24 protein-coding genes and 1 pseudogene are annotated in these 22,288 nt (G+C 38.9%); 13 read left to right on the top strand and 12 right to left on the bottom strand.

The features are described 5' to 3' along the window. The first annotated feature begins 118 nt into the window (after positions 1–118). The 4 genes and pseudogenes from ACP8HG_RS15905 to ACP8HG_RS15890 all read left to right on the top strand — a co-directional run bounded on the left by ACP8HG_RS15905 (position 119) and on the right by ACP8HG_RS15890 (position 2,218). Positions 119–565 (top strand): NUDIX hydrolase, encoded by a 447-nt coding sequence (locus ACP8HG_RS15905; RefSeq protein WP_338654591.1) that lies wholly within the window; start codon positions 119–121, stop codon positions 563–565. Positions 566–621: 56 nt separating this feature from the next. Further along, positions 622–1,312: pseudogene (locus ACP8HG_RS15900) on the top strand (class I SAM-dependent methyltransferase). Positions 1,313–1,352: 40 nt separating this feature from the next. Beyond that, positions 1,353–1,727 (top strand): YxiJ family protein, encoded by a 375-nt coding sequence (locus tag ACP8HG_RS15895; RefSeq protein WP_187046191.1) that lies wholly within the window; start codon positions 1,353–1,355, stop codon positions 1,725–1,727. Positions 1,728–1,786: 59 nt separating this feature from the next. Beyond that, a complete protein-coding gene (locus tag ACP8HG_RS15890) occupies positions 1,787–2,218 on the top strand; it encodes a GNAT family N-acetyltransferase (protein WP_067213661.1) in 432 nt (143 codons plus the stop codon). Between the two features lie 701 nt (positions 2,219–2,919). On the opposite strand, the gene ACP8HG_RS15885 is transcribed toward ACP8HG_RS15890, so the two are convergent. The 7 genes from ACP8HG_RS15885 to ACP8HG_RS15855 all read right to left on the bottom strand — a co-directional run bounded on the left by ACP8HG_RS15885 (position 2,920) and on the right by ACP8HG_RS15855 (position 9,580). Continuing rightward, entirely contained in the window at positions 2,920–3,681 is a 762-nt protein-coding gene (locus ACP8HG_RS15885; protein ID WP_342539290.1) for an ABC transporter ATP-binding protein, read from the bottom strand. Then, complete coding sequence (locus ACP8HG_RS15880) at positions 3,672–4,493, bottom strand: ABC transporter ATP-binding protein (RefSeq protein WP_187046187.1); 822 nt, start codon at positions 4,491–4,493, stop codon at positions 3,672–3,674. The genes ACP8HG_RS15885 and ACP8HG_RS15880 overlap by 10 nt, the downstream gene beginning before the upstream one ends. Beyond that, complete coding sequence (gene opp1C / locus ACP8HG_RS15875; protein ID WP_438297144.1) at positions 4,456–5,343, bottom strand: nickel/cobalt ABC transporter permease; 888 nt, start codon at positions 5,341–5,343, stop codon at positions 4,456–4,458. Before opp1C ends, ACP8HG_RS15880 begins: the two co-directional genes overlap by 38 nt. Before the next feature lies 1 nt (position 5,344). After that, positions 5,345–6,274, bottom strand: a complete 930-nt coding sequence (opp1B, locus tag ACP8HG_RS15870) for a nickel/cobalt ABC transporter permease (protein ID WP_438297142.1) — start codon at positions 6,272–6,274, stop codon at positions 5,345–5,347. A gap of 204 nt (positions 6,275–6,478) precedes the next feature. Next, positions 6,479–8,083 carry a nickel ABC transporter substrate-binding protein gene (gene nikA, locus ACP8HG_RS15865; protein WP_338654609.1) on the bottom strand — a complete coding sequence of 535 codons (1,605 nt, stop codon included), beginning with the start codon at positions 8,081–8,083 and terminating at the stop codon, positions 6,479–6,481. Positions 8,084–8,294: 211 nt separating this feature from the next. Next, entirely contained in the window at positions 8,295–9,047 is a 753-nt protein-coding gene (locus tag ACP8HG_RS15860; RefSeq protein WP_067213655.1) for a hypothetical protein, read from the bottom strand. Further along, positions 9,044–9,580: an RNA polymerase sigma factor gene (locus ACP8HG_RS15855; protein WP_231885741.1), complete on the bottom strand. Its 537-nt coding sequence runs from the start codon at positions 9,578–9,580 to the stop codon at positions 9,044–9,046. Before ACP8HG_RS15855 ends, ACP8HG_RS15860 begins: the two co-directional genes overlap by 4 nt. 188 nt (positions 9,581–9,768) lie before the next feature. Here ACP8HG_RS15855 and ACP8HG_RS15850 point away from each other — a divergent pair, with 188 nt between their 5' ends. Next, positions 9,769–10,314 carry an NADPH-dependent FMN reductase gene (locus tag ACP8HG_RS15850; RefSeq protein WP_340742556.1) on the top strand — a complete coding sequence of 182 codons (546 nt, stop codon included), beginning with the start codon at positions 9,769–9,771 and terminating at the stop codon, positions 10,312–10,314. Between the two features lie 854 nt (positions 10,315–11,168). On the opposite strand, the gene ACP8HG_RS15845 is transcribed toward ACP8HG_RS15850, so the two are convergent. Together ACP8HG_RS15845 and ACP8HG_RS15840 are read right to left on the bottom strand one after the other, a co-directional pair. After that, positions 11,169–11,732, bottom strand: a complete 564-nt coding sequence (locus tag ACP8HG_RS15845) for a GNAT family N-acetyltransferase (RefSeq protein WP_338654613.1) — start codon at positions 11,730–11,732, stop codon at positions 11,169–11,171. 95 nt (positions 11,733–11,827) lie between these two features. Continuing rightward, positions 11,828–12,712: an EamA family transporter gene (locus ACP8HG_RS15840; protein ID WP_067213652.1), complete on the bottom strand. Its 885-nt coding sequence runs from the start codon at positions 12,710–12,712 to the stop codon at positions 11,828–11,830. A 526-nt stretch (positions 12,713–13,238) separates the two neighbouring features. Here ACP8HG_RS15840 and ACP8HG_RS15835 point away from each other — a divergent pair. From ACP8HG_RS15835 to ACP8HG_RS15810, 6 genes are all read left to right on the top strand, one after another. Next, on the top strand, positions 13,239–14,177 hold the full coding sequence (locus ACP8HG_RS15835) for a carbohydrate kinase family protein (RefSeq protein ID WP_340766714.1): 939 nt from the start codon (positions 13,239–13,241) through the stop codon (positions 14,175–14,177). Positions 14,178–14,291: 114 nt separating this feature from the next. Then, positions 14,292–15,446 (top strand): ABC transporter substrate-binding protein, encoded by a 1,155-nt coding sequence (locus tag ACP8HG_RS15830; RefSeq protein WP_067213650.1) that lies wholly within the window; start codon positions 14,292–14,294, stop codon positions 15,444–15,446. Positions 15,447–15,538: 92 nt separating this feature from the next. Further along, entirely contained in the window at positions 15,539–16,423 is an 885-nt protein-coding gene (locus ACP8HG_RS15825) for a branched-chain amino acid ABC transporter permease (protein ID WP_067213649.1), read from the top strand. Positions 16,424–16,427: 4 nt separating this feature from the next. After that, the gene (locus ACP8HG_RS15820; RefSeq protein ID WP_342539287.1) at positions 16,428–17,408 is read left to right on the top strand and encodes a branched-chain amino acid ABC transporter permease; all 981 of its coding nucleotides are present in this window, start codon (positions 16,428–16,430) and stop codon (positions 17,406–17,408) included. Next, positions 17,380–18,153: an ABC transporter ATP-binding protein gene (locus ACP8HG_RS15815; protein ID WP_067213647.1), complete on the top strand. Its 774-nt coding sequence runs from the start codon at positions 17,380–17,382 to the stop codon at positions 18,151–18,153. Before ACP8HG_RS15820 ends, ACP8HG_RS15815 begins: the two co-directional genes overlap by 29 nt. Continuing rightward, a complete protein-coding gene (locus ACP8HG_RS15810; protein WP_338654628.1) occupies positions 18,146–18,847 on the top strand; it encodes an ABC transporter ATP-binding protein in 702 nt (233 codons plus the stop codon). Before ACP8HG_RS15815 ends, ACP8HG_RS15810 begins: the two co-directional genes overlap by 8 nt. Positions 18,848–19,291: 444 nt before the next feature. Here the strand turns inward: ACP8HG_RS15810 and ACP8HG_RS15805 are convergent, their stop codons facing one another. Further along, positions 19,292–19,540, bottom strand: coding sequence for a hypothetical protein (locus ACP8HG_RS15805; RefSeq protein WP_067213645.1), 249 nt, complete (start codon positions 19,538–19,540; stop codon positions 19,292–19,294). Positions 19,541–19,717: 177 nt separating this feature from the next. Here ACP8HG_RS15805 and ACP8HG_RS15800 point away from each other — a divergent pair, with 177 nt between their 5' ends. After that, positions 19,718–20,173 (top strand): general stress protein, encoded by a 456-nt coding sequence (locus ACP8HG_RS15800; protein WP_067213644.1) that lies wholly within the window; start codon positions 19,718–19,720, stop codon positions 20,171–20,173. A gap of 346 nt (positions 20,174–20,519) precedes the next feature. Here ACP8HG_RS15800 and ACP8HG_RS15795 read toward each other — a convergent pair whose 3' ends face one another. Further along, complete coding sequence (locus tag ACP8HG_RS15795) at positions 20,520–20,714, bottom strand: CsbD family protein (RefSeq protein WP_067213643.1); 195 nt, start codon at positions 20,712–20,714, stop codon at positions 20,520–20,522. Positions 20,715–20,926: 212 nt separating this feature from the next. On the opposite strand from ACP8HG_RS15795, the gene ACP8HG_RS15790 reads away from it, so the two are divergent. Beyond that, the gene (locus ACP8HG_RS15790; protein WP_067213642.1) at positions 20,927–21,331 is read left to right on the top strand and encodes a hypothetical protein; all 405 of its coding nucleotides are present in this window, start codon (positions 20,927–20,929) and stop codon (positions 21,329–21,331) included. A gap of 42 nt (positions 21,332–21,373) precedes the next feature. Here the strand turns inward: ACP8HG_RS15790 and ACP8HG_RS15785 are convergent, their stop codons facing one another. Then, the gene (locus ACP8HG_RS15785; RefSeq protein WP_067213641.1) at positions 21,374–22,189 is read right to left on the bottom strand and encodes a flagellin; all 816 of its coding nucleotides are present in this window, start codon (positions 22,187–22,189) and stop codon (positions 21,374–21,376) included. Positions 22,190–22,288: the final 99 nt, after the last annotated feature.

Here is a 22,288-nt window from a genome sequence, read left to right as displayed (position 1 = left end):
TTAGATATGTTGAACAAATGAAATTCTATTTAAACAGTGTGAAGGCGCCCTAGCGAATTGGATGGGGTTCTTTATTTCACATATATAGATCCGAAATTTATGGGAAAGGGAGAATGTCATGAATTACATAAAGTATTTAAGGGGATTCATAGGAACAAAACCTATTATTGCCCCGGGATCAGCAATAATCATAATGAATATGGAAAATGAATTATTACTACAATTACGTTCAGATACAAAAGATTGGGGTATTCCTGGTGGTGGGATGGAGATGGGGGATACATTTGAAGAGACCGCTAAAAGGGAGTTATTTGAAGAAACTGGTCTTGTAGCAAATCAACTAGAACTTTTGGGAGTGGTTTCTGGCAAAGAATTATATTTTAAATTTCCACATGGTGACGAGATATATAATGCAACTGCTGTTTACAAAGCAACAGAAGTTACTGGAACACTAACAAAAGACGAGGAGAGTATAGAGCTATCGTATTTTCCTTTAAATTCATTACCAAGTTTGAACTATACAACTTTAAAAATCTTGCAAAAAGTAGGATATATAATTGATTAAAATAATAAATGGGGAAGCTGATTAGCAATTTTCATTTCACAGATAAGGGAATTCATTTGGAATATAAAGACGCTGCAGTTTATGACGATGATGAATTCTTTGGAAATTATTTAACAAGAAGACATAGAGCAGAAAGTCCAAATAATATTATCGAAAAGCCGGTGTTAATGGAGCTAATTGGAGATGTTAGTGGAAAAAAGTGTCGGATTTAGGCTGTGGCGACGCAGAGTTTGGATTAGAGCTAATGAAACAGGGCTGTTCTTTTTATGAAGGTGTGGAAGGTTCACTCAACATGGTCCAAAAGGCAGTAAGCGTCTTAGATTATACTGCTAGTAAAATTCAACACTCGTCAATGGAAACCTGGGATTTTCCACAAGAACAATATGACCTGGTTGTTTCTCGACTAGCACTGCATTATCTAGAAAAAGTAGATGGGCAATTTGTTTTTAGTGTTCAACATCCAGTTTTAAACTTCTTCAGTACAAAGTGCAACAAAATCGGCACCTACAGATTGGAAGGTAGATGATTATTTCCATACTGGAAAAGGTGTAGGGCCTTGGATTGAAAAAGAAGTCGTTAAATATCATCGTACATATAGAAGAATATTTTAAGGAATTGAAACGTGCAGGATTTAAACTAGAGGAAATAAATGAATGTCGCCCGCGTCTTGAAAACTTCAAAAGTGAGGAAGAGTATAGAAGAAGAATGAGAATCCCATTATTTTTAGTATTTGCATGCAGTAAGTAAAGGTTAGCAGAAGTTTAAGAAAAAAATTAAAGTGGCGGTGTTGAAAATAGAAAAAGAACTTATTTATAAAGAACTGCAAGTTATAAAAGATAGCCTACATATCCCCTTTCCTTATAGTGATATTTATAAAATACAGGAGGATTTTATAAAAGAAATAAACCCAAATGATATCTTAACAGCTGATTTGAGCGCCTACTGGGCGAATATTGCCGGAAGTCTTGGGTACATTGAAAGAGGAAAATCGGAAGCGATTCCTCAAGGTCAAATAGATTGGCTTCAATTGACTTTTTATGATATTTTTCATCAATATTATTTTTTACAAGAAAGCATGATAAATTATCCAACGTTTTACGCTGAGTATATGAATCATGAAAAAGCACGGGAGTTATTAGTAGATTATTTATCTTATAAGTGAACGGTTGAGTTTCGGTGTTTGTTTTTCGAATAAAAGGAATGGAACTAGGAGGGAATAGTATGAAGATAATTGAACAATGGAATCAAGACGATAGCGACTATATAAGAAGTAAGGTCATAGAATATAATATGGAACAGCTCCCGAACGAACTTAAAACCTCAAGGGAAAGTATTAGCTTTGTTATAAAGGATGACAAAGGAGAAGTAATGGGTGGAATTACAGGAGATATATTTTGGCGTCATATGCATATTGACTTTTTATGGGTCGATGAAAGTGTTAGGGAAGAAGGTTATGGGAGTATTTTATTGGAAAAGATTGAAAGTCTCGCAAAAGCTAAAGGATGTAGGCTTATTCACTTAGATACATTCAGCTTTCAAGCTCCTGAATTTTATCAGAAAAATGGCTATGAAGTTTTCGGTGTAATTGAAGATCATCCAAAAGGGTTTAAGCAATATTTTTTGCAGAAAAGATTTTGTGAATCATACATTTGAGAATGAATATAGTAAGAGACAAAAATATAAAAAAAGATACGACTAATTAATAGTCGTATCTAAGATTGTAGACAAACGTATACTTATTTTATCTGATTACAATTCGAAAGCGATAATAGACTACTTACTCCTTTGCCTTACTTGGCTTTCAGAAAACGTATCTCTTTTATACGAATAGAGACTAACCAAGTTATTAATCTTTCATAGTTCTCTTTCCATAGTTTTTTCATTATCAACGTCAAGAACAGCAGAGATAACAAAAATAAAAAAGAGATGATACTTGTTAACTGGAAAAAAAGAGTTTCTTTAAAACCACCATAACCAATGCAAATGACAACGCTACTCGCAAAAACTATTGATACAACAGGTAACAATTGAAAAAATATGTCGTAGTTTCGTTTCTTGATAAATCGCATCATAGTCGGGGAAATTAAAGCAATAAGTAAGATATAGGACATAACGACGAGTACGTCTATTACGACTAAGAATAAGTCCATCTCGTTTCAACCCCCTTATCAAAACCACCTATAGAATGACCCTCTTAGAAAAGGCTATATAGTTAAACTATACCCTTTGAACCCTGCGATTATGCATCGAAACATGCTATTTCTTTGCAATGAACATAAAAAAGAGGATGGTGTATCACCCATCCCCGTTACGCTGTCGTTATTCTATTACCCCAGGCTTTTTAAGCGATGCGATCACGGAACATTAAATAGCATTACTGAATTTAGTAACCTCTTCGCATAATCATTTTTTGCAAGTAGTAGATTGGAGCTTTCTAATTCCTCAACAATTTCTCCTTGATATAGAAAAAGAATTCTATCGCAAATATTAGCGACGACCTGAAGATCATGAGTTATAAAGAGGTAAGTCATATTCATGTCATCCTTGATATCGCGTAGTAGTTGAAGAATTTCCGCCTGACTCGAAACATCCAGGGAACTGATGGCCTCATCAAGAACAATAAATTTAGGCTTAGTTGCAATGGCACGTGCAATACAAACACGCTGAAGTTGTCCTCCGCTCAACTCATGCGGATATTTATGGATCATTGTAAGTGGGAGCCCGACTCTAGATAGGAGCTCAGCGATCCGTTCATCTAGATTTTTATTAACTCCTAGAGCAATTAGTGGTTCTGCAATTATACTTCGGGTTGTGAATTGTGGATTTACAGACGAGGTGTAATCTTGAAATACTACACTCATTTTCCCTTTATTCTTCTTAATCCATATAGAAAAAGGTTCTCCCTCAATCATTACTCTGCCCCGACCTGGTTTCTCTAGACCAAGAATGATTTTGCTCAGCGTGCTCTTACCGCTTCCACTTTCACCAATTAACCCTAGACATTCGCCTTTTTTAATCTGAAGGCTAATATCGCTCAAAACCTCGGTTTTAGACTTTATAAAAAAAACACCATCTTTATTATAGCTTTTTGATACGTTCTCAACGTTTACAAACATGATAATACTCCCGACGTCATAGATTGCTGAAACGGCTCTGTTAGGCTCAATCGGGTATTGATTAAATACTTCGTGAAACCATGCTTCGGGGAGGAAAAGACTTCGTTAGTCTTTCCGTATTCTAGACATTTTCCATTTTGCATGACCAGCAATTCATCTGACAAATATTGAACAACCCCTAAATCGTGGGAAATGAAGATAATCGAAGTGCCTGTGAGTTCGCGTAGCAACTTGAATTGCTCTACAATATCACGTTGATTTATGGAGTCGATTGCTGTTGTGGGCTCATCGGCTATTATGATATCCGGCTCCATCATAATCACAATAGAAATCATTACTCTCTGTAGCATCCCTCCCGACAGTTGATGTGGATACATCTTCAAAACTTGCTCGGGATGATGGATATGTACACGATGCAACGCAACTTTTGCCATGTCTATAGCGAGCTTCTTTTTAACCCCTAAGTTTTCGCGAAATGTCTCACTCATTTGTCTGCCGATAGTATTGAGTGGATTAAAAGCTGTCATTGCATCTTGAAGAATCATACAGACTTGTTGTCCCCGGATTTTTCTCATCACCCCGTTTGATTGTCCGATTAAGTTCATTCCATTAAAAATGGCTTCACCCGTAACATCCAACCATGGGGAAGTTAAACCGAGGATTGCTCTTGCGGTTATTGATTTTCCACTTCCGCTTTCACCTACAATTCCGAGGCAGCTGTTCTCTTTAAGAGTGAAATTTAAATCTTGTACAATCTGCTGCCCACTTCTCGTGTCAATAACGGATAGCTTTTTTACTTCTAGTAAAGACATTCAAGCGACTCCTTTTCTTTTTCATCTGAAAGTGTTTAGGATTTATGGCTGAATGTAAGCTGTCGCCAAGGAAGTTGAACGCAGCAACGACAATTACAATTGCAAGTCCTGGAGCAAGCATATGTGCTGGATGGGTAATCATTACGTTTCTCGCTTCATTTAACATCATGCCCCATTCTGGTGTCGGAGCCTGTACTCCTAAACCTAGGAAGGAGAGTGCAGAGATATTTAAAACAACCCATCCCGTATCAAGGGTTGCAAATACCGCTACTTCGCCTGATACACCAGGAAGTAAATGTTTTCTCATAATATGTCCTGTGCTACAACCGGATACCTTAGCGAAGCGTATATAATCTTTGTCTATATATTGAATAACCACGGATCGGATCATACGTGTATACCAAGCCCATTTGGCAAGGATGTTGGCAATTACCACATTTAACAAGCCTGGTCCAAGGACCCCTACAATCGCTAAAATCATGACTTCTGATGGAAAAGACAGCATAATATCACAAAATCTCATAATAATTTCGTCTACTTTCCCACGGAAGAACCCTGAAATAATTCCAAGCAATGTTCCAATCGTAATCGTAATGCACATTGTAACCAAAGCGAAAAAGACGGTTGTACGAATTCCAAATAAAAGTCTGGATAAAATGCATCGTCCTAATTGGTCTGTTCCTAATGGGTAGGTTTGGCTGACTCCTGCATATTTCTGAAGGATATTCATTACTAACGGATTATGAGGTGCAAGAATGGGAGCGAAAATACCGGCAGTAATAACCAAAAGTAACAATGATAAGCAAAGAATGGCCAATTTATCAGTCTTTAAACGTCTCCAAACATTCATACTATAATTCCTTTCTCATGCGTGGATCAAGCATTGTATTAAGAATATCAACTAGAAGATTACATATAACGAACAGCACGCCCATAATTAATATGTAAGCTTGGATAATTGGGAAATCCGAATTAAAGATTGCAGTAACGCATAATCGTCCAATACCTGGCCAAGCAAAAACATTTTCGACAATAACCGTTCCAGCAATCAGCTTAGGAATCGACATTCCTATGGCGGTCATGGAAATTTGAAGAGAGTTTTTAAAGACTTTTCTGGTGATTGTGCTTTCCTTTAAGCCACGAACCCTAGCATAAAGTACAAAGTTTTCACTTTTGTTTTTAATCATATTGTTTCGAATAAGGCGGACATAAGTTGAAATAAATCCTAAAGACAGCGTGACAGCAGGGAGAATAACAGAACTTGGCCTTTCCATACCGCTAGTGTCGAACCAATTCAGCTTGACAGAAAAGAGCCAGATAAGAAGAATTCCTATCCAAAAACTTGGCATGGCTGTGGAGATGAAAATCAATGCGCGCATCACTTTATCACCGATGCTTCCTTCGTAAATGGCGCACAGCATGCCGATTATAATACTGAAGGAAAGAATAATAACTAACGCAATGAACGCGAGCTGGAGAGTTGCCGGCAGTGCAGTTGCCAGTTGATCAGCAACAGGCTCATGCGTTACATAACTGTTACCAAAGTCCCCTTGAAGGTTATTTCCGAGCCATAAAAAATACCGGACTAAATAGGGTTTATCAAGACCCAGTTCAATTCTCATTGCCTCTATCATGTCTTCTGTCGGTGTAACTTGGTTTACTCGCATTGCAATTTCTGCCGGATCGCTAGTTCGTAAGTTGATCAGTACAAATGCTAAAAACGAAATGCCAAGGATAATTGGAATGATAACTAGCACACGTTTTAATAGATATATTTTCAAGGATATTTCTCCTAACAAGATATTTTATCAAGTAAAATCCCCGGCCAATTCTCTGTCTATAAAAGCATAATCGGTGAGAATTCTATATCTATATAAACTGAGCGAAAGTGCTTGGCTTAGGGCGGGAGGCATCCCAGAGCGCTGTAGCGCCTTAAATGGGATACTTTATTTCAATACATTTATCTATCAAAGGATCGTTTGATTTTATTCTTCGAAGTACATTTTTTCAAAAGGAATTTCGTACTGTGAGACATTAAAATCAACTCCTTTTAGCGCCTTAGTATGAACGGCCTTTGTTACAGAATAGGTTAATGGTATATAAATATTCTCGGAGTGAATATACGTTAAGATATCCTTATACATTTGCTTACGATTATCTTCGCTTTGTTCACTCATAAGATCAGTGATGACTTGATCCAGCCATTCCTTTTTCTCAAGCCCTACTTGTGCTTGATAATCGGCATGAGAAGGCACTCGCCAAGACGATACATAAGTTTGTGGATCATAAGGCAGTCCCCATGATAGAGAATACATTAAATCGAAATCTCCTGTTTTTTGTCGGTCAAAATAGGCTTGTTTCTCTTCTCCAATGATTTTAAGACTGGCACCAACTTGTTTTAAATCATTCTGCATTGATTCACTGATTGTACGTTCCTGAGCGTTATCGGAGTTATAGTAAATTGTAATCTCAAGTTTATTTCCATCTTTATATCGATACCCATCTTTACCTATTTTCCAGCCGGCTTTTGTTAGCAATTCATTTGCTCTGTCTTCACTATATTCTTGTTTTATTAAGTTCACATCTGCATAGGGGACAGATGGTGCAAGAAGGGTATCGGCTACTTGCTCAGCCCCATTTAGAATTCCCTCTGCAATCATTTGTTTGTTAATCGCAGATTGGAATGCTTCGCGAACTATTGGATCTTTTGTAATCGGTTTTTGTGAATTTAAGACAATTGCTCGAGAACCGACTGGACGGCTAACAGCGGTGCTGTATTTGTCTTGCTCAGAAAGCGCCTTGAAAGAATCGTTATCTACCATATCTCCATCGGAACCAAATAGTAGGTCGATTTCACCTTTTTCCAAGGCTAGAAGTATGGTTTGGTGATCGGGCATCACTTTCCATTTAATGGATTTTATTTTCGGCTTATCGCCCCAGTAGTTGTCATTCTCCGTAAATACGGCATATTGATTTTTTTTATGCTCTGTCAACACATAAGGACCTGTACCTGCATAGCTACTAACTCCATTAGCTGTTGTTCCGGCGATAAAACTTTTGGGTGAAATAAACCGAAAGGGGCGAGTCAGGCCGAGTTCTTCTAGCGTAGGATAATAAGGATTCTTCAGTGTTAACTGGAATGTATACCTATCCACAGCTTTTGTTTCTTGGATTTCAGCCACAAGATTCAGCCATGCATTTTTTTCAATATTTTCTACTACAGCATCTACATTCATCTTTACAACTTCCGCATTAAATGGCTCACCATCTGTAAAGACAACTCCTTGCCTTAGATAGAAAGTATATGTTAAACCATCCTCCGAAATATCCCAGTTTTCAGCTAAGGCAGGTTTTATCCCTTCATCCGTATTAATTACCAGAGATTCAAATACAATGTTTTGGGCTGGCATTTCACCTGCATAGAGATGCGGGTTAATGTCTCGAATATCTTTTGTACTTGCAAAGACAAGGTCATTAGTAGACTTAGCTTTGGAGGTCGGGACATTGCCGTCCTTTTTATCGAAGCAAGCCGAGAGTAAAATTACAGTTAGTATGAGTAGGAATATAGAATAACTTTTTTTGTTTTTCAAAGCATAGTCTCCCTTTAGTTTTTGTATTGCAGATTCCTTTATCAAATCGTAATCATTACGATTTGATAATTAGCTTAGCATGAAAAATATATCGATGCAATATCTATTTAGGAATTCAGAGGGGGCCAACCACCAAAACGGTATGGTGAAATATATGCAAGCGTTCAAAAAAAAAAGACCGTCTCTTGACGGCCCGCTCAAAAAAAAGTTATTATTCTACGATCTCAAAGCTCTCCAACATATGGTGGAACCTTGCTCCGTGGCCTTCCGCAGCTTCGAGGAAATAGTTTTCTGTAATGATGTAGCTACCGTCTTTGCCGTTGCTGATGACATAGGCATGAACAACTTTAGCATCCCAATCGCTACCGTTCAATCCGTGTAATAAATAACCTTCAACTGGTTCTGTCACTGTTTCGACTGCTCTTAGCTCCGGGAAGTCTTTCTTTAACTCGGCTTCAAACTTTTTAACGAGATCTTCGGGTTTCTGATCAGCTACTTGTTTAATTTCCATTGTCACTTCCGGGTACTTTTCTGGAAGGGGTTCAATTGTTGTAATGACGTCTGCTTTATCGCCATTGATCATTTTATAGCGTGTTTCATCGACATAGATGATGTACTCGGAGTTTCCACCTTCATTTAAATTAACATCGGTTTTTTCGTCCTGTCCTTCAATGCTTTGAGTAATTTCCTTTTCTGGGACGAACATGTCTTTAATACCTTTCATGAATGCCATTCCTGTATCGGTTTGTAAACTGAATGCGATGACAAGGGCGGCGGCAGTTGTAATGATAATTGGAATTACACGATTTTTCTTTTTCATTTTCTTCACATCTCCTCTGTTAACGTTCTCTTCGCTGAATAGTTCTTTTTCTAGACCGTTCCATATTTCATCTTTTAGACCAAGCGTTTCTTGCTCAGTCCGTTTATCGAGAGCCTCTTTTGCTCGTTCGTCGAAGTTACTCATTGTGATCCCTCCTCCTTATTCGTCGGGTCTAACTGTTCTTTTAGTCGTTTTCTACCTTTAAACAACCGTGACTTTACTGTATTGTGATTTAACCCTAGAATGTCCGCAATTTCTTTTTCGGTAAAGCCCTTCACATACTTTAATATGATTGGAATTCGATGTATGTCATCAAGCGATTGAATCGTATCGTATAAATCGGATAGCTGATTGAAAGATTCTTCGGCAAGAGATGGGTCATTTTCCAAGTCGGGATGTTCAAATTTTGAAAGAGGGGACTCTTTCTTTAGGTAACGAAGACATTCATTCATTAAAATCCGGTAAAACCACGGGTCAAAGGGCAATTCAGGGTTGTAGCTACCGATTTGCCGATAGACGCGGATGAACGTTTCTTGTACCGCATCTTTGGCCATTTCACGGTTGCGCGTAATAGCAGAAGCCGTTCGAATTGCGTAGTCTGCATATGCTTCGTAAAATTCGCGAAACGAGTCTTTGTCACCGGTCTGTATGTTTCGTATCAATTTTTCTATCTCCACTCGGGTTTCACTCCTTCCAAAACAACGGTATTTTGTTGCTCTTACTATACTTACCCTTAGAAACACTAAAAAGTTTTCAGGGAAGAAATTTAATTTGCAAAGTTGAGTCGAATGATAGATGTGAATCGTAGGTATCGTGTAGAATACATGTTAAAGAATGGAATATGTAAAAAAGAGGAGAGAACTTGATGAAAATTGTAGCGATTGTCGGGAGTTTACGAAAAGATTCATTCAACATGCAGTTAGTAAAAACGATTGAAAAGAGATACAGTCACCTTTTCGAAATAGAAATTGCGGATATCGGAAATTTGCCGTTCTACAATGAGGATGAGGAAAAGTCACCTTCTGAGAAAGTACAAAACTACAAGAAAATGGTTGCTGATGCGGATGCTGTATTCATTAGCACACCTGAATTCAACTGGTCCATGTCGGGCGTTTTGAAAAATGCATTGGAATGGCTATCCAGAGTGGACAAGCCGATAGCAGGTAAACCGGTATTGCCAATGGGAGTTTCTCAAGGAGTGTTAGGGACGGTTAGAGCACAATTGCACTTACGACAAGTATTAGGGAGTATCCAAGCAACTACACTGCCTCCTGCGGGAAATGAAATATTCATTGGCTCAGCCGGACAAAAGTTCCAAGATGGTTATCTGACAGATGAAGGCACTCTCAAGTTTTTGGATTTAGTCGTTGATAAGTTTGTTACTTTCGTAAAAGAGCAAGAAAGTAAATAAAGAAAACCGCCTTTTCGATTTCTAATGGATAGAAAACGAAAGGGCGGTTTGTATAGTGAAAGAAAGTCACGTCTGTTGATTAACCACTTTCTTGCATAAAGAGCAGGTAAGAAAGGCTTGAAAAACGCCATTTTCACTTGATCATTTCCGGTCCGCTTTCAGCGAAATAGTCATGACAACTTTACCGAGGGGAGAGTGTGGCTAGAAATGACTTCGTCATTCCTAGCCACACTCTTTTCAGTAATTCTGTTACGATTAGTTACCTGTCGCGTTCCTACAATGTTTAAGTGAAAAATACAGCTACTTTTGAAAAAAAGAGTAGATGACTCTTTAGAAAGGTTGTAAGTGCCCGAAGATACAATTTCGGGCACTCTAGTACTTTGTACAAGGTGTTCCTTGCTTACTATTAGTAAAGAGTATGCACCTTATCATGCGATGGACTATAAGAAAGTGACTCTTCCTTAACTAAAAAAGACAAGACTATGGAGAAGGCTTCAGCCGCCAAAATTGTATTTTTGTCGGCTACTATTCAGATAAGAAGTCCCGCTATTCTTTCGTCCCGAAAAGTTTTAGCACTTTGTGTATATATGCATTTGGAGCGCGACGGATGAATAAGCACCATACGATTACCGAAAAAATGTGTAGGGATGCGACGAAGTCGTATTCCTACACATCAAGACATCTCGTTAATCGTATAGGGGTCGTTCAATCCAAAGCGATCCAAAGTAATTGTACAAGAAGTGCCTAGTGTTGGATTTAGTTATTTACTGGTTGTTTTTGGTTAATCAACACTTGTAAAAGAAAATATAAGTTTTTCACCTGGAGTGATGTCTAGACTCCAGCGCTGTTCTTAGTTAAACAATTTTCACCATATGATGAAAAGGTTCACCAATGATTGTCCAGGGTGAGACGATTTCATAACCCAGCCGTTTGTATAGACGAATAGCTGGTTCTTTTTGTGTTTCGACGTTTAAAGAAAGCTTTGCACTGTATTTTTGTTTCGCGACTTCTTCTGCGTACTCAAACAACTCCGTACCGATTCCTTTACCGCGAAATGCAGGATCAATACAAACTGTATCGATGTAAAGTTCGTCAGCTAAAGATTCCGCTTCGACTTCAGAGTTAGTAGCACCTTTTTTAGCAAGCCACTCACTTAAATTTCGATCGAGTTCAGGGGCATCTGCGCCTGCATACAACACCATAATACCTGCTACTTTTCCATCCAGCTCGGCAATATATGTATAGAGATGGGAGTGTCGGTTATCCTCACGCTTGAAAAGTACGCATAGTTCCTGCTCTACCTTGTCCCATTCTGTTTCGCCTGTCATTCTTTTAGCGATATCACCGATTGCGTCGATAATAAGCGGTGCAGCCTGTTCGGCATCAGTCGGTTGTGCTTGTCGAATTGTTATGTCCATTATTAAAAACCTCCTTCTACATCCTCTATTATATCAAATACTACCTGTTGTAAAGAAAACAACCCACCTGCAAGTGCAGTGGGCTGTTGAAACTATCAGTTGTATTTCAATCTTCTCTGCGCAATGGTCGGTAACGTCATACCAATTACGATAATAATAATACCAATTACTTGAAAAATTGTCAGCGCTTCGCTCAGTAAAATAACGGACGCGGTGACAGCAACGGGAAGTTCTGCTGCGCTTAAAATCGATGTCATCGCAGTCCCAACTTTCGGCACTGCAATTGAGAAGAGGTAAATTGGAATGACAATCCCGAACAGTCCTAGGATCAAACCGTATACCCATAAATTTTCGTTAAACAACGTACCGTTCCAGACGATTTCGGGCGATTGGAAAAAGAAGATTGCAATTGCTGCGAAAAACGATGTGAACAGTAGACGCGTTTCCGTATCCATTCCTTCAACTTGTCGTGAATTAATCATAACGAATGATGCAAAGCTGACAGCTGAAGCCATTCCCCATGCCCAACCTTGCCAAGGAATTCCGCTAAGATCTGCATCGATAATACCAGCTGCAAGAATTGTACCGCCGAAAAGGAAAAGAAGTGAAATGACTTCAATCCGTTTTGGAAGGCGTCGTTTCGCGATACAGTCGAACAGCATTCCTACCCAAGTGAATTGGAATAGCATAACAACAGCAAGAGAAGCAGGCATGTATTCAATGGCTTGGCCGTATACCGTACCAGTCGTTGCAGTAAATAACCCTGCAAGAAGGAGTGTCACACCACCGCCAAACTTTGGGACTTTACGTCGTACAAAGACGAAGATAAGTAGAGCTATGAAAAAACCGACAAAGTATTGGCTCGTTACTGCTTCAGCAGCAGTGTAACCATCTTGAATCGCGAGTTTAATAATTGTTGAAAGAATACCATAACAGCTTGCTGCAAAGACGATAAGTAGTGGATAAATCCATTGTTTCATAAGAAAATCCTCCCGTTCCATCCAAACAGTATACCACGATTAGGGAAAGAATTACAGGTCAGAGGTCAGACAACTAACAAGAATTTAAATTTTGGGGTGTAATGATTCGATTATAAAGTCACGTCTGTTGAATAACTATTTGTTTGTATAAAATACTGGTGAGTAGGGCTTGGAAAAATCCGTTTTCACTGGATCATTTCCGGTTCGCTTTCGGCGAAATTATCACGACACTCTTTTCAGTAATCCTATTGCGAATAGTTGCCTGTCGCATCCCTACATATCCAGACATCTCGGTAATCGTATAGAAGTCATTCAATCCAAAGTAAATTATATACGTAGCGCCCAGTGGGTGATCATGTTATTCACTAGTTACTTTTGGTTAATCAACAGGCGTGTTCCGAAAGCGCCGAAGGGGATTGGAAGAAATTCTTTATTTCAACTTTTAAAGCGATATATTTCCGTACTCTTCCTGTAAATCGTGTTCCATGATACGATTGGGAAAAATAAAGTGATAGGGTGTACATTCATGATTGATGCGAATAAAAAACATGTTTTAATTTACGGCGATGCATTCGTCGATTATATAGCGGAAGACCAGTCCAATTCAACATTCACGACGTTTCTTGGCGGAGCAACGGTCAATGTGGCAGCGGGTATTTCTAGGCTTGGCGCTTCGTCCGCATTCATCACCGTGACAGGAGATGACGAAACTTCCGAATTTGTTCGGAATGAATTGAGGAAAGAAGGCGTCGACTTGACGTTTGCTAAACTGGAGAATGACAAACGGGTGAGTGGCGTGTATGTCCATTTGACGGATGACAACGACCGTATTTTTCATACATATATAGATGAGACGCCTGATATCCAGGTAGAAACTACTGATTTGTCTATAGAGGCATTTCAAGATGCTTCCGTATTGCATATTTGTTCGGGCACAATGTTTCATTTAACAGCTCTACAAACGACGCGGGAAGCGGTACGTCTAGCTAATAAGTTTGGAGTGCCTTTGTCATTAGACGCAAATATCCGCCCGCTAAGGTGGAAGAGTGAAGCGCATTGCCGTGAGACAATCATGTCATTTGTTGAGAACACCAATCTGCTGAAACTGACCGAAGAGGAGCTTTTTTTCCTAACGGAGACAGATACGTTGAAAGATGGAATCCTCAAGTTAGCACCTTATCGGATTCCTGTAATACTCGTCACCGCGGGTGAGCTCGGTACGTTTGCTGTCATTGACGGCAGCATGACACATGTAGGCGTTGAACCCATCATAGCTGTCGATACGACGGGAGCAGGCGATGCATTCATTGCAGGAATTCTTCGCCAAATCCAATTGAAAGGGAAACCAAAAACCCGCGATGAGTGGATTGACTATATTTCCTTTGGCAATAAACTCGGTGCACTCTGTGCAACAAAATCGGGCGCATTGTCGGCAATGCCTCGGCTTGAAGAAATAGATGAATAATGGAATCCTCCCTTTTTTATAGGGAGGATTTTTTATTTGATATTCCAATTAACTAAATAGTGGTGTATATTTAGAATTATCACTATTTTTAACTATTAAAGGGGATGGGATTAAATGAATAAGAGAATAAAACTGCTATTTTCAGTCTTGATGATGTTCACGCTAGTTGTGCTGACAGCTTGTGGAACCGATACGAAGGATGCGGGCGACAAAGAAACAGGAGCAGATGGCCCGGTAAAGGCTAAAATAGGTGTCATTTCTTATTTAACTGGACCAGGAGCTGGTTATGGAGAAGCAATTACGAATGGCTTGAAACTGGCCAATAAAGAACTTAAAGAAGCAGGGGAAGTTGACCTGGAATTAAAGATTGAAGACTCAGCTGGTAAACAAGAAGAAGCATTATCAGCTGCACAGAAATTGATGAACTCAGATAATGTCGATGCAATTATTGGGCCTACGCTTAGTACAGAAATGTTTGTAGTTGGACCTGAAGCAGATTTAAATGGTGTTCCAATCATGGGGACTTCAAATACGGCTGAGGGGATTCCTCAACTTGGGGATTATGTATTTAGAAACTCAATCCCTGAGACACTAGCGATTCCAGCGTCAGTACAAAAAGCAATTGAAAAATATGATGTTAAAAAAGTAGCGATTTTATATGGCAATGACGATGTATTTACAAAAGCGGGTTACGATGTAATGAAAAAAGTAGCGGAAGACTTAAATCTGGAGGTCGTTACGACAGAAACATTCCAGTTAGGTCAATCCGATTATAAAGCACAATTGACGAAAATAAAGAACTTGAACCCGGATTTGATTCTTGCATCTGCTTTGTATAATGAAGGTGCGGTAATTTTAGACCAAGCTAGAAAAATGGGGCTTGATGTTCCATTTGTGGGTGGGAATGGATTCAACTCACCGGAAGTTATCAAAATTGCTGGAGATGCATCCAATGGTTTAATCGTTGCGACACCGTGGTTTGCTCAAAAGGATGACGAAAAAGTAAAGAACTTTGTTAAAAACTATACAGAAGCATATGGAGTTGAACCAGATCAGTTTGCTGCACAAGCTTATGATGGATTGTATCTAATGGCTGAAGCGGTTAAAAATGCAGGTGTAGCTGACCGCGATGAAATTCGCGATGCGTTAGCAACACTCAAGGACTTTAAAGGTGTATTAGGCACAATGTCATTTGATGAAGACGGAGATATTGTCATGGAACCAACTGTATTAATTATTGAAGGTAACGAGTATGTAGTGTTCGAATAAATGATCGGCAATCAGGTTGAGATGTTTGCAGCCTGATTGCATTTCTATTTTAACTATTTAAAAAAGCTGAGAATGGATAAGGAGGGTGCACATTGCTAATTGAACAATTAATAAATGGTCTTACATTGGGTAGTATTTATGTTGTTGTTGCCCTCGGTTATACGTTGGTGTTTGGTGTCCTTAACATTGTCAATATGGGGCATGGGGAAATTTTTATGTTTGGTGCATTTATGGGCGTTATTGTAACGAATAGTTTAGGTTTACCATTATATGTGGCCTTTTTGGTCGCAATTATTGTTACAGGTATATTAGGTTATTTCCTTGAGCGTTTTGCATTAAGACCACTGAGAGGTAAAGAGGGCGTGTCCCATCTTGCTCCGCTTATCAGTACGATTGGGGTATCTATTTTTCTTGAAAATGCTGCTCATCACTTTTTTGGAGCTGGAAATCATCCATTTCGGACAAGTTTTTCAGAGTTGAACATTACGATTGGTTCAACAACCGTCTATTATGTCCAAATTCTTATCTTCATTATTGCGATTCTATTAATGTTTGGACTCACATTTTGGCTATCGAAAACAAAGGCGGGCAAGGCATTACGTGCAAGTGCGGAAAATTTAGCTGTTGCAAGCCTACTAGGTGTTAATACGAAAAGGATGATTACACAAACAGTTATTATTGCATCTGCAATGGGTGGAATTGCCGGAATTCTAGTTGGAATTGCATTCAACTCAGTTAATCCACAAATGGGTTTATCATTCGGATTAAAAGGTTTAGCTATTATCATTCTTGGTGGTTTAGGAAACGTTCGTGGTGCGATGGCGGGCGGGTTAATATTAGGGCTTTCTGAAACGTTTTTAGTAGCTTATGGAAATTCAGGCTATCGTGATGCGATAGCGTTTTTAGCTATTATCATTATTTTAATTGTGAGACCACAAGGACTTTTCGGTACGGCAACATCGAAATCAAGGGGGTGATTATATGTTAAGCGAATTAATAAACCCATATTATTTGCAAGTTGCAACTTTTATTTTATTGAATATTATCCTTGGTGTTAGTATTTACATAACACTTGGAACAGGACAATTGTCACTGGGGCATGCAGGATTCATGAGTATAGGTGCATACACGTCGGCTATTTTAACGCTTAATTATAATGTACCTCTAATACTCGGTATTATTATTGCAGCTGTGTTTACAGGTTTTATCGGCGTGTTAATTGGTTTTCCTGCCCTAAGGTTACAAGGCGTATATCTTGCGATTGCGACGCTTGGGTTTGGGGAGGTCATTCGAGTACTGTTTATCAATTGGGAAGGTTTAACAAACGGTGCTATTGGGATTCGTAGTATCCCTCATCTTGGGCGAGAGATTTTGAGTTTTAGTAACAGTTTAGGTTTTAGTCCGGAAATGATTGGATTAAAAAATAACCAATTTATAAGTTTAGCAGTTTTTCTTGTATTACTGATGATTAGCATTGGCGTTATTTGGTTCTTTATTAGACAAAACAATTCTAGAATTGGGCGTGCATTTGCTTCTATTAAAATGGATGAAGAGGCATCGGAAGCAATGGGTATTAACATTACATACTATAAGATTCTAGCATTCGGTCAAGGAGCGCTACTTGCTGGATTTGCAGGTGCATTATATGCACATTTAACTGCTTATATTAGTCCATCAGATTTCGATTATCATCGTGCTGTTGAAATTCTGATCTTTGCTATATTTGGAGGAAGTGAAGTTATTTGGGGACCGATATTCGGTGCTATTTTCCTTTCAACAATGCCGGAGTTTTTGCGTGTTATCAGCGAGTATCGTTTCATGATTTACGGTGCACTCCTTGTATTGATGATGGCGTTCCGGCCACAGGGGCTCATTGATATGAATGTCGTCAATTGGATTAAACGTCCAAGATTAAAGAAGAAGGAGGGAAAACATGGTACTGGAAATAAAAAAGATAAGTAAAAACTTTGGTGGGATTCAAGCATTGACAGATGTTTCTTTTTCAATAGAACAAGGAGAAGTGCTTGGCTTGATAGGGCCAAATGGTGCTGGGAAAACAACAATGTTTAATATGATTACCGCCATGTTTCCTCCTAGTTCTGGTGAGATAGAATTTACAGGACAGTCGCTTGCAGGTTTGAAACCGCATGAAATTACGAAACAGGGCATTTGTCGTACATTCCAAAACATCAGACTCTTTTCAGAGTTAACTGTTCGCGAAAATGTAATGGTAGGAAATCACTGTCGTCTCACTACTGGTGTTTTGCAAAGTGTGTTTCGGACGAAATATCAAAAGCAAGAAGAGGAAAATGTTCTGAAAAGCTCGGATGAGATTCTAGAAATTGTTGGATTGTCAGAATACAGTCAAACGATTGCGAAAAACCTTGCTTACGGTCAACAACGTAGATTAGAAATTGCAAGAGCTTTGGCAAGTCGACCTAAATTATTGCTTCTTGACGAGCCAGCTGCTGGAATGAATGAAAAAGAGACAAATGATTTGTTTGATTTGATCAAGAAAATTCAAGCGCTAAATATAACTATTTTATTAATTGAACATGATATGCCACTTGTTATGCGGATTTGTAGCCGTATTGTGGTATTGAACTTTGGAAAGAAAATTGCGGAAGGTACACCGAGCAGTATTCAAAACAATAAAGAAGTAATTGAAGCCTACCTCGGGGTTGAGGAGGAAGATGAGCTTGCTTAAACTACAGAATGTCAGTACTTTTTACGATAAGATTCAGGCATTGAAAAGCGTTGATGTAACGGTTGAGGAGGGGACGATAGTAACCATCCTCGGTGCAAACGGTGCGGGGAAAACAACGATGATGAATACGATTGCAGGTTTATTGAAACCGAAAGAAGGTAGTATTCATTATTTGGGTAAGGATGTAACTGGACAACGACCTGATCAGCTTTTAAGAAAAGGGTTAGCTTTAGTTCCAGAAGGACGAGGTATTTTAGCTTCCATGACCGTTTTAGAAAACTTAGAAATGGGAGCGTATCATCGAAATGACGCTGAAGTGAATGCTGATCTTGAAAAGGCGATGGATCGATTTCCAATACTGAGGGAAAGACAATCTCAGCTAGGAGGTACACTTTCAGGCGGCCAACAACAAATGCTGGCGATTGCGCGAGTAATTATGTCTAAGCCCAAGTTACTTTTACTTGATGAACCATCGATGGGACTGGCCCCATTAATCGTTGCAGATATCTTTAAAATAATTAAAGAGATTAATGAAGCAGGAACGACTGTTTTGCTGGTTGAACAAAATGCACGTCAGGCTTTAAAAGTTGCGGACTATGGCTATGTGCTTGAGACAGGTAAAGTGGTCGCGAGTGGTAACGCGAAAGAGCTGCTGCAAGATGATACGATAAAAAAGGCTTATCTAGGACATTAATAATTTTGAAGTACATTGACGGTAACGATTTTTGTTGCCGTTTTTTTGCGTTGAACTTTCAATCCAAAGTAATTCAAAAGCACCTGTACATAGAGTGCTTAGTGTTTCATCACAAAAATAAGCAGTACTTTACTGGTTAATCAACACACGTGTGAAATTGCTATACTATATTTACCATTAACAAATAGAAAAATTGTGAAATTAACGGTTGAACTCTCAAGTATTCCTCGGCTATCTGCATTTGAATTTACAGAAATGGTTGCGTGGCTAAGCAGGTGTCATAAGGCAAGCAAAAAATACATAGGAATTTGTCGGTCTAGGAGAAGCGATGAACGAAAAGACGGATACTTTTTCCGGGGGAATGAAACAGCTATTATTACGTAGGCGATTGTCCATAAACCAAAACTGTACCCCAATCACATTATATGAATGGGGTACAGTTTTTTACTGTTTTTTAAGTCCAGAGCCGCGGAATTTCTCTTCGCTGGATGAATTACTTTTGGAATCGTGATGATGTTTCTCTTCCCGTTCTTCCAATTTTAAATCTTCCAGAGGAATAGAGTCGACAGTCTTCATATCTTCATGCATATCGTAAATGCTTTCCTTATCAGTTCGGAGGTTTTCGGGATTATCCATGTATGGTCCTTCAGCATCCTTTCGGTCACGTTCAGTAAATACTTTTTTGTTAGTCATCAAAAACAGACTCCTTTCATCTTCGAGTTTGCCGTGGAATATTCTCTTGTCCTTATGTTATTCACTCTTTTACAGAAACTAAACATCCGATTTGATGGAGCAGTGCGTTTCTTAATGGTTTGGACGGGTACAATAAGAAACAAAGGCAATATCATCGAAAAGGAGGAATTTTGTAAAATGGAAAACAAGAAGTATATCGGTACATTTCATTCCATTGATACAGTTTTATATAAAATTACAGAATTGAAAGTGCAAGGCTATGATGAAAGTGATATGTATGTTGTTACCAATGAAGAAGATAATATTTCAATGCTTCGGGGACAGACCGATGCCGAACTCCTCGGTACAGCAGATGATAATTGGTTAGATCGTTTTAAACTGTTTTTGGGCGGTGAAGAACCCATTCTGAATGCTTTTTCACGCATGGGGTTTTCAGAACAGCAATCAAGGGGCTATTACAATGAAGTTAAAAATGGTGGCGTTGCTCTATTCGTTAAAAGTAAGGCACTGGATGAGATGGATAGTAGTACAGAACGTGGCCTGAGCGGAGAACCATTGGATGGTCAGGGTGGAAACCAACAAATGATCGATAATGACGGTACGGTCCCACGCCTCAATACAAGAAACTTATGAGTGGCAGAAGACGGCTGTTTACCCATTGCAAACAGCCGTACTATTTATATATATGTTGAACAAATGAATACCTAAATAAACTAAGCGGAGGCGCCTTACAAGGGGATCTTTATTTCAACTTAAATAGTTGTTATTACGGTTACCCTATTAGTTTCGCAAAATTTACATTCACGCCTTAATAATTTCACACTACCTCAACAAATTAAAAAGCCCCCTCCGTCTAAAAAAGGGGGACATACAGTCATATAATCAAAAGAATGATGCATATTGATACACTTATTCCAATTTCTTAACAGGTATGGACTTATAGCTATCACTGTTTGATAGATGACTTACTTTTTAAAGATTATCGATTGTTATTATCGGAAACTTTATCTTTTAGTTCTCCGATTTTCTTTTGCGCTTCGCCTTTTAACTTATCAAACTTACCTTCAGCTTGTAGTGAAGGATCATTTGTGGCATTGCCTATCTGATCCTTTGTTTCACCTTTCACTTTGTTTACTGTCCCTTTGACTTTGTCTGAGAAACTACCGTTTGTCATTGTAAAGCCTCCTTTTTATTCTTGTTAGGTAATAGATACCCTGCATGAAAAAACATTAAACATGGGAGAAAAAAATAATACTCAATGGTATTTGTTCAGAATAGGTTCAAAAGGTCTAATTTATTGTATAAAAAGGTGACTAAACTTATGTACCCAACCTTCGATATATTACATATAATATAGGTAGATACAAAATAGTGGGAGGAGATGGGATGATTAGAAAAGGTCGATTTGCTTTATGGGATAAAAGGGAATTTGAACTGGCTTCTTATCAACGACAATACTATTTGCAATCGGCGGATCCTTTAGACTTGAAAAACGGGTTCGTGAAGAATGGATCTAACCATGTTTATATTAAGACTATTTCCGTCGAGGAATTAGAGGATGCGTATGAAGTCATTCCATATGGGATGATTGAAGGCTACCGTTTTGCAGTAGAAGGATATGATGAAAAGACTGGGAAAGTTGCATTGGTAACAAACAATCCATTTGTCAAAGAACGGATCGAAGTGCGTCCTTATGGGGAATTTCAATACATAATAGAAATACTTCTTGAAGATATTGTAATTGAGGAAGATCGGGTTCCTATACTTGGATTTGATGGTTTATACACATAAAAAGGCAATTGTGCATGTCGATAAGACAACACGATTGCCTTTTTATTGTTTTAATAGCTGTAGTACGGACTGGGCTTGTTGCATGTGCATAGCGAGTACGTATTGACCGGCCTGAAGTAGAATGTTTGCTTTCGTGAGTGCCATCATTTCCTTTGCGATGTCGACATCTCTTATGCGGGATTCGGCTGCGATTAAGTTTTCTTCCATGACGAGTGTATTGTTGTAAGCATGTTCAAGCCGGTTTGTATAGGCACCTATTCTAGAGCGTTCTGAGGATACGTTTTTAATTGCATTGTCGAGTAATCCAATTGCATCATTGGCCTTGGATTGGGTTGAAATCGATGCGTCAGACAAACCGATTGTCTCTGCACTCATATCACCAATGAAAAATTCAATTGATTGGCCGGCATTCGCCCCAGCTTGAATCTTCAAGGAAGAGCGTGAACCGTCTAACAGTGGCAATGTATTGAACTCTGTATCTTTTGAAATACGAGTGATTTCCTTTTTTAGTTCTACAAATTCTAGAGAGAGGGCTTCACGATCGGAATCTGTCACTGTTCCATTGGCAGCCTGTACGCTTAGTTCACGCATCCGTTGCAGTATAGCGTGTGTTTCATTTAAAGCACCTTCAGCTGTTTGGAATAGGGAAATACCGTCTTGTATGTTGCGTCCCGCCATCGATAGACCTCGGATTTGCGCACGCATTTTCTCTGAAATTGCAAGGCCTGCTGGATCATCTGCAGCTCTGTTTATGCGCATACCTGAAGACAATCGCTCCATCGACCGCATTACTTGATTGTTTTGCATAGTCATATTGCGGATGACATTCATTCCTGTCGCCTGCCATATTCCAAGCATGGCACAACCTCCTCTTTAAATGTTATATCGGTGATAATTGAGAGATATTAACAAACCGTCATAATCATGTTTGAAAAGTGATGAAAAAGGGTAGCCAAT

Origin of the sequence: Sporosarcina sp. FA15, assembly GCF_051550195.1 — a bacterium.
Taxonomy (GTDB): domain Bacteria; phylum Bacillota; class Bacilli; order Bacillales_A; family Planococcaceae; genus Sporosarcina; species Sporosarcina psychrophila.
The sequence above is the reverse complement of the archived record's forward strand: the minus strand, read 5'-3'. Positions and strand labels throughout refer to the sequence as shown.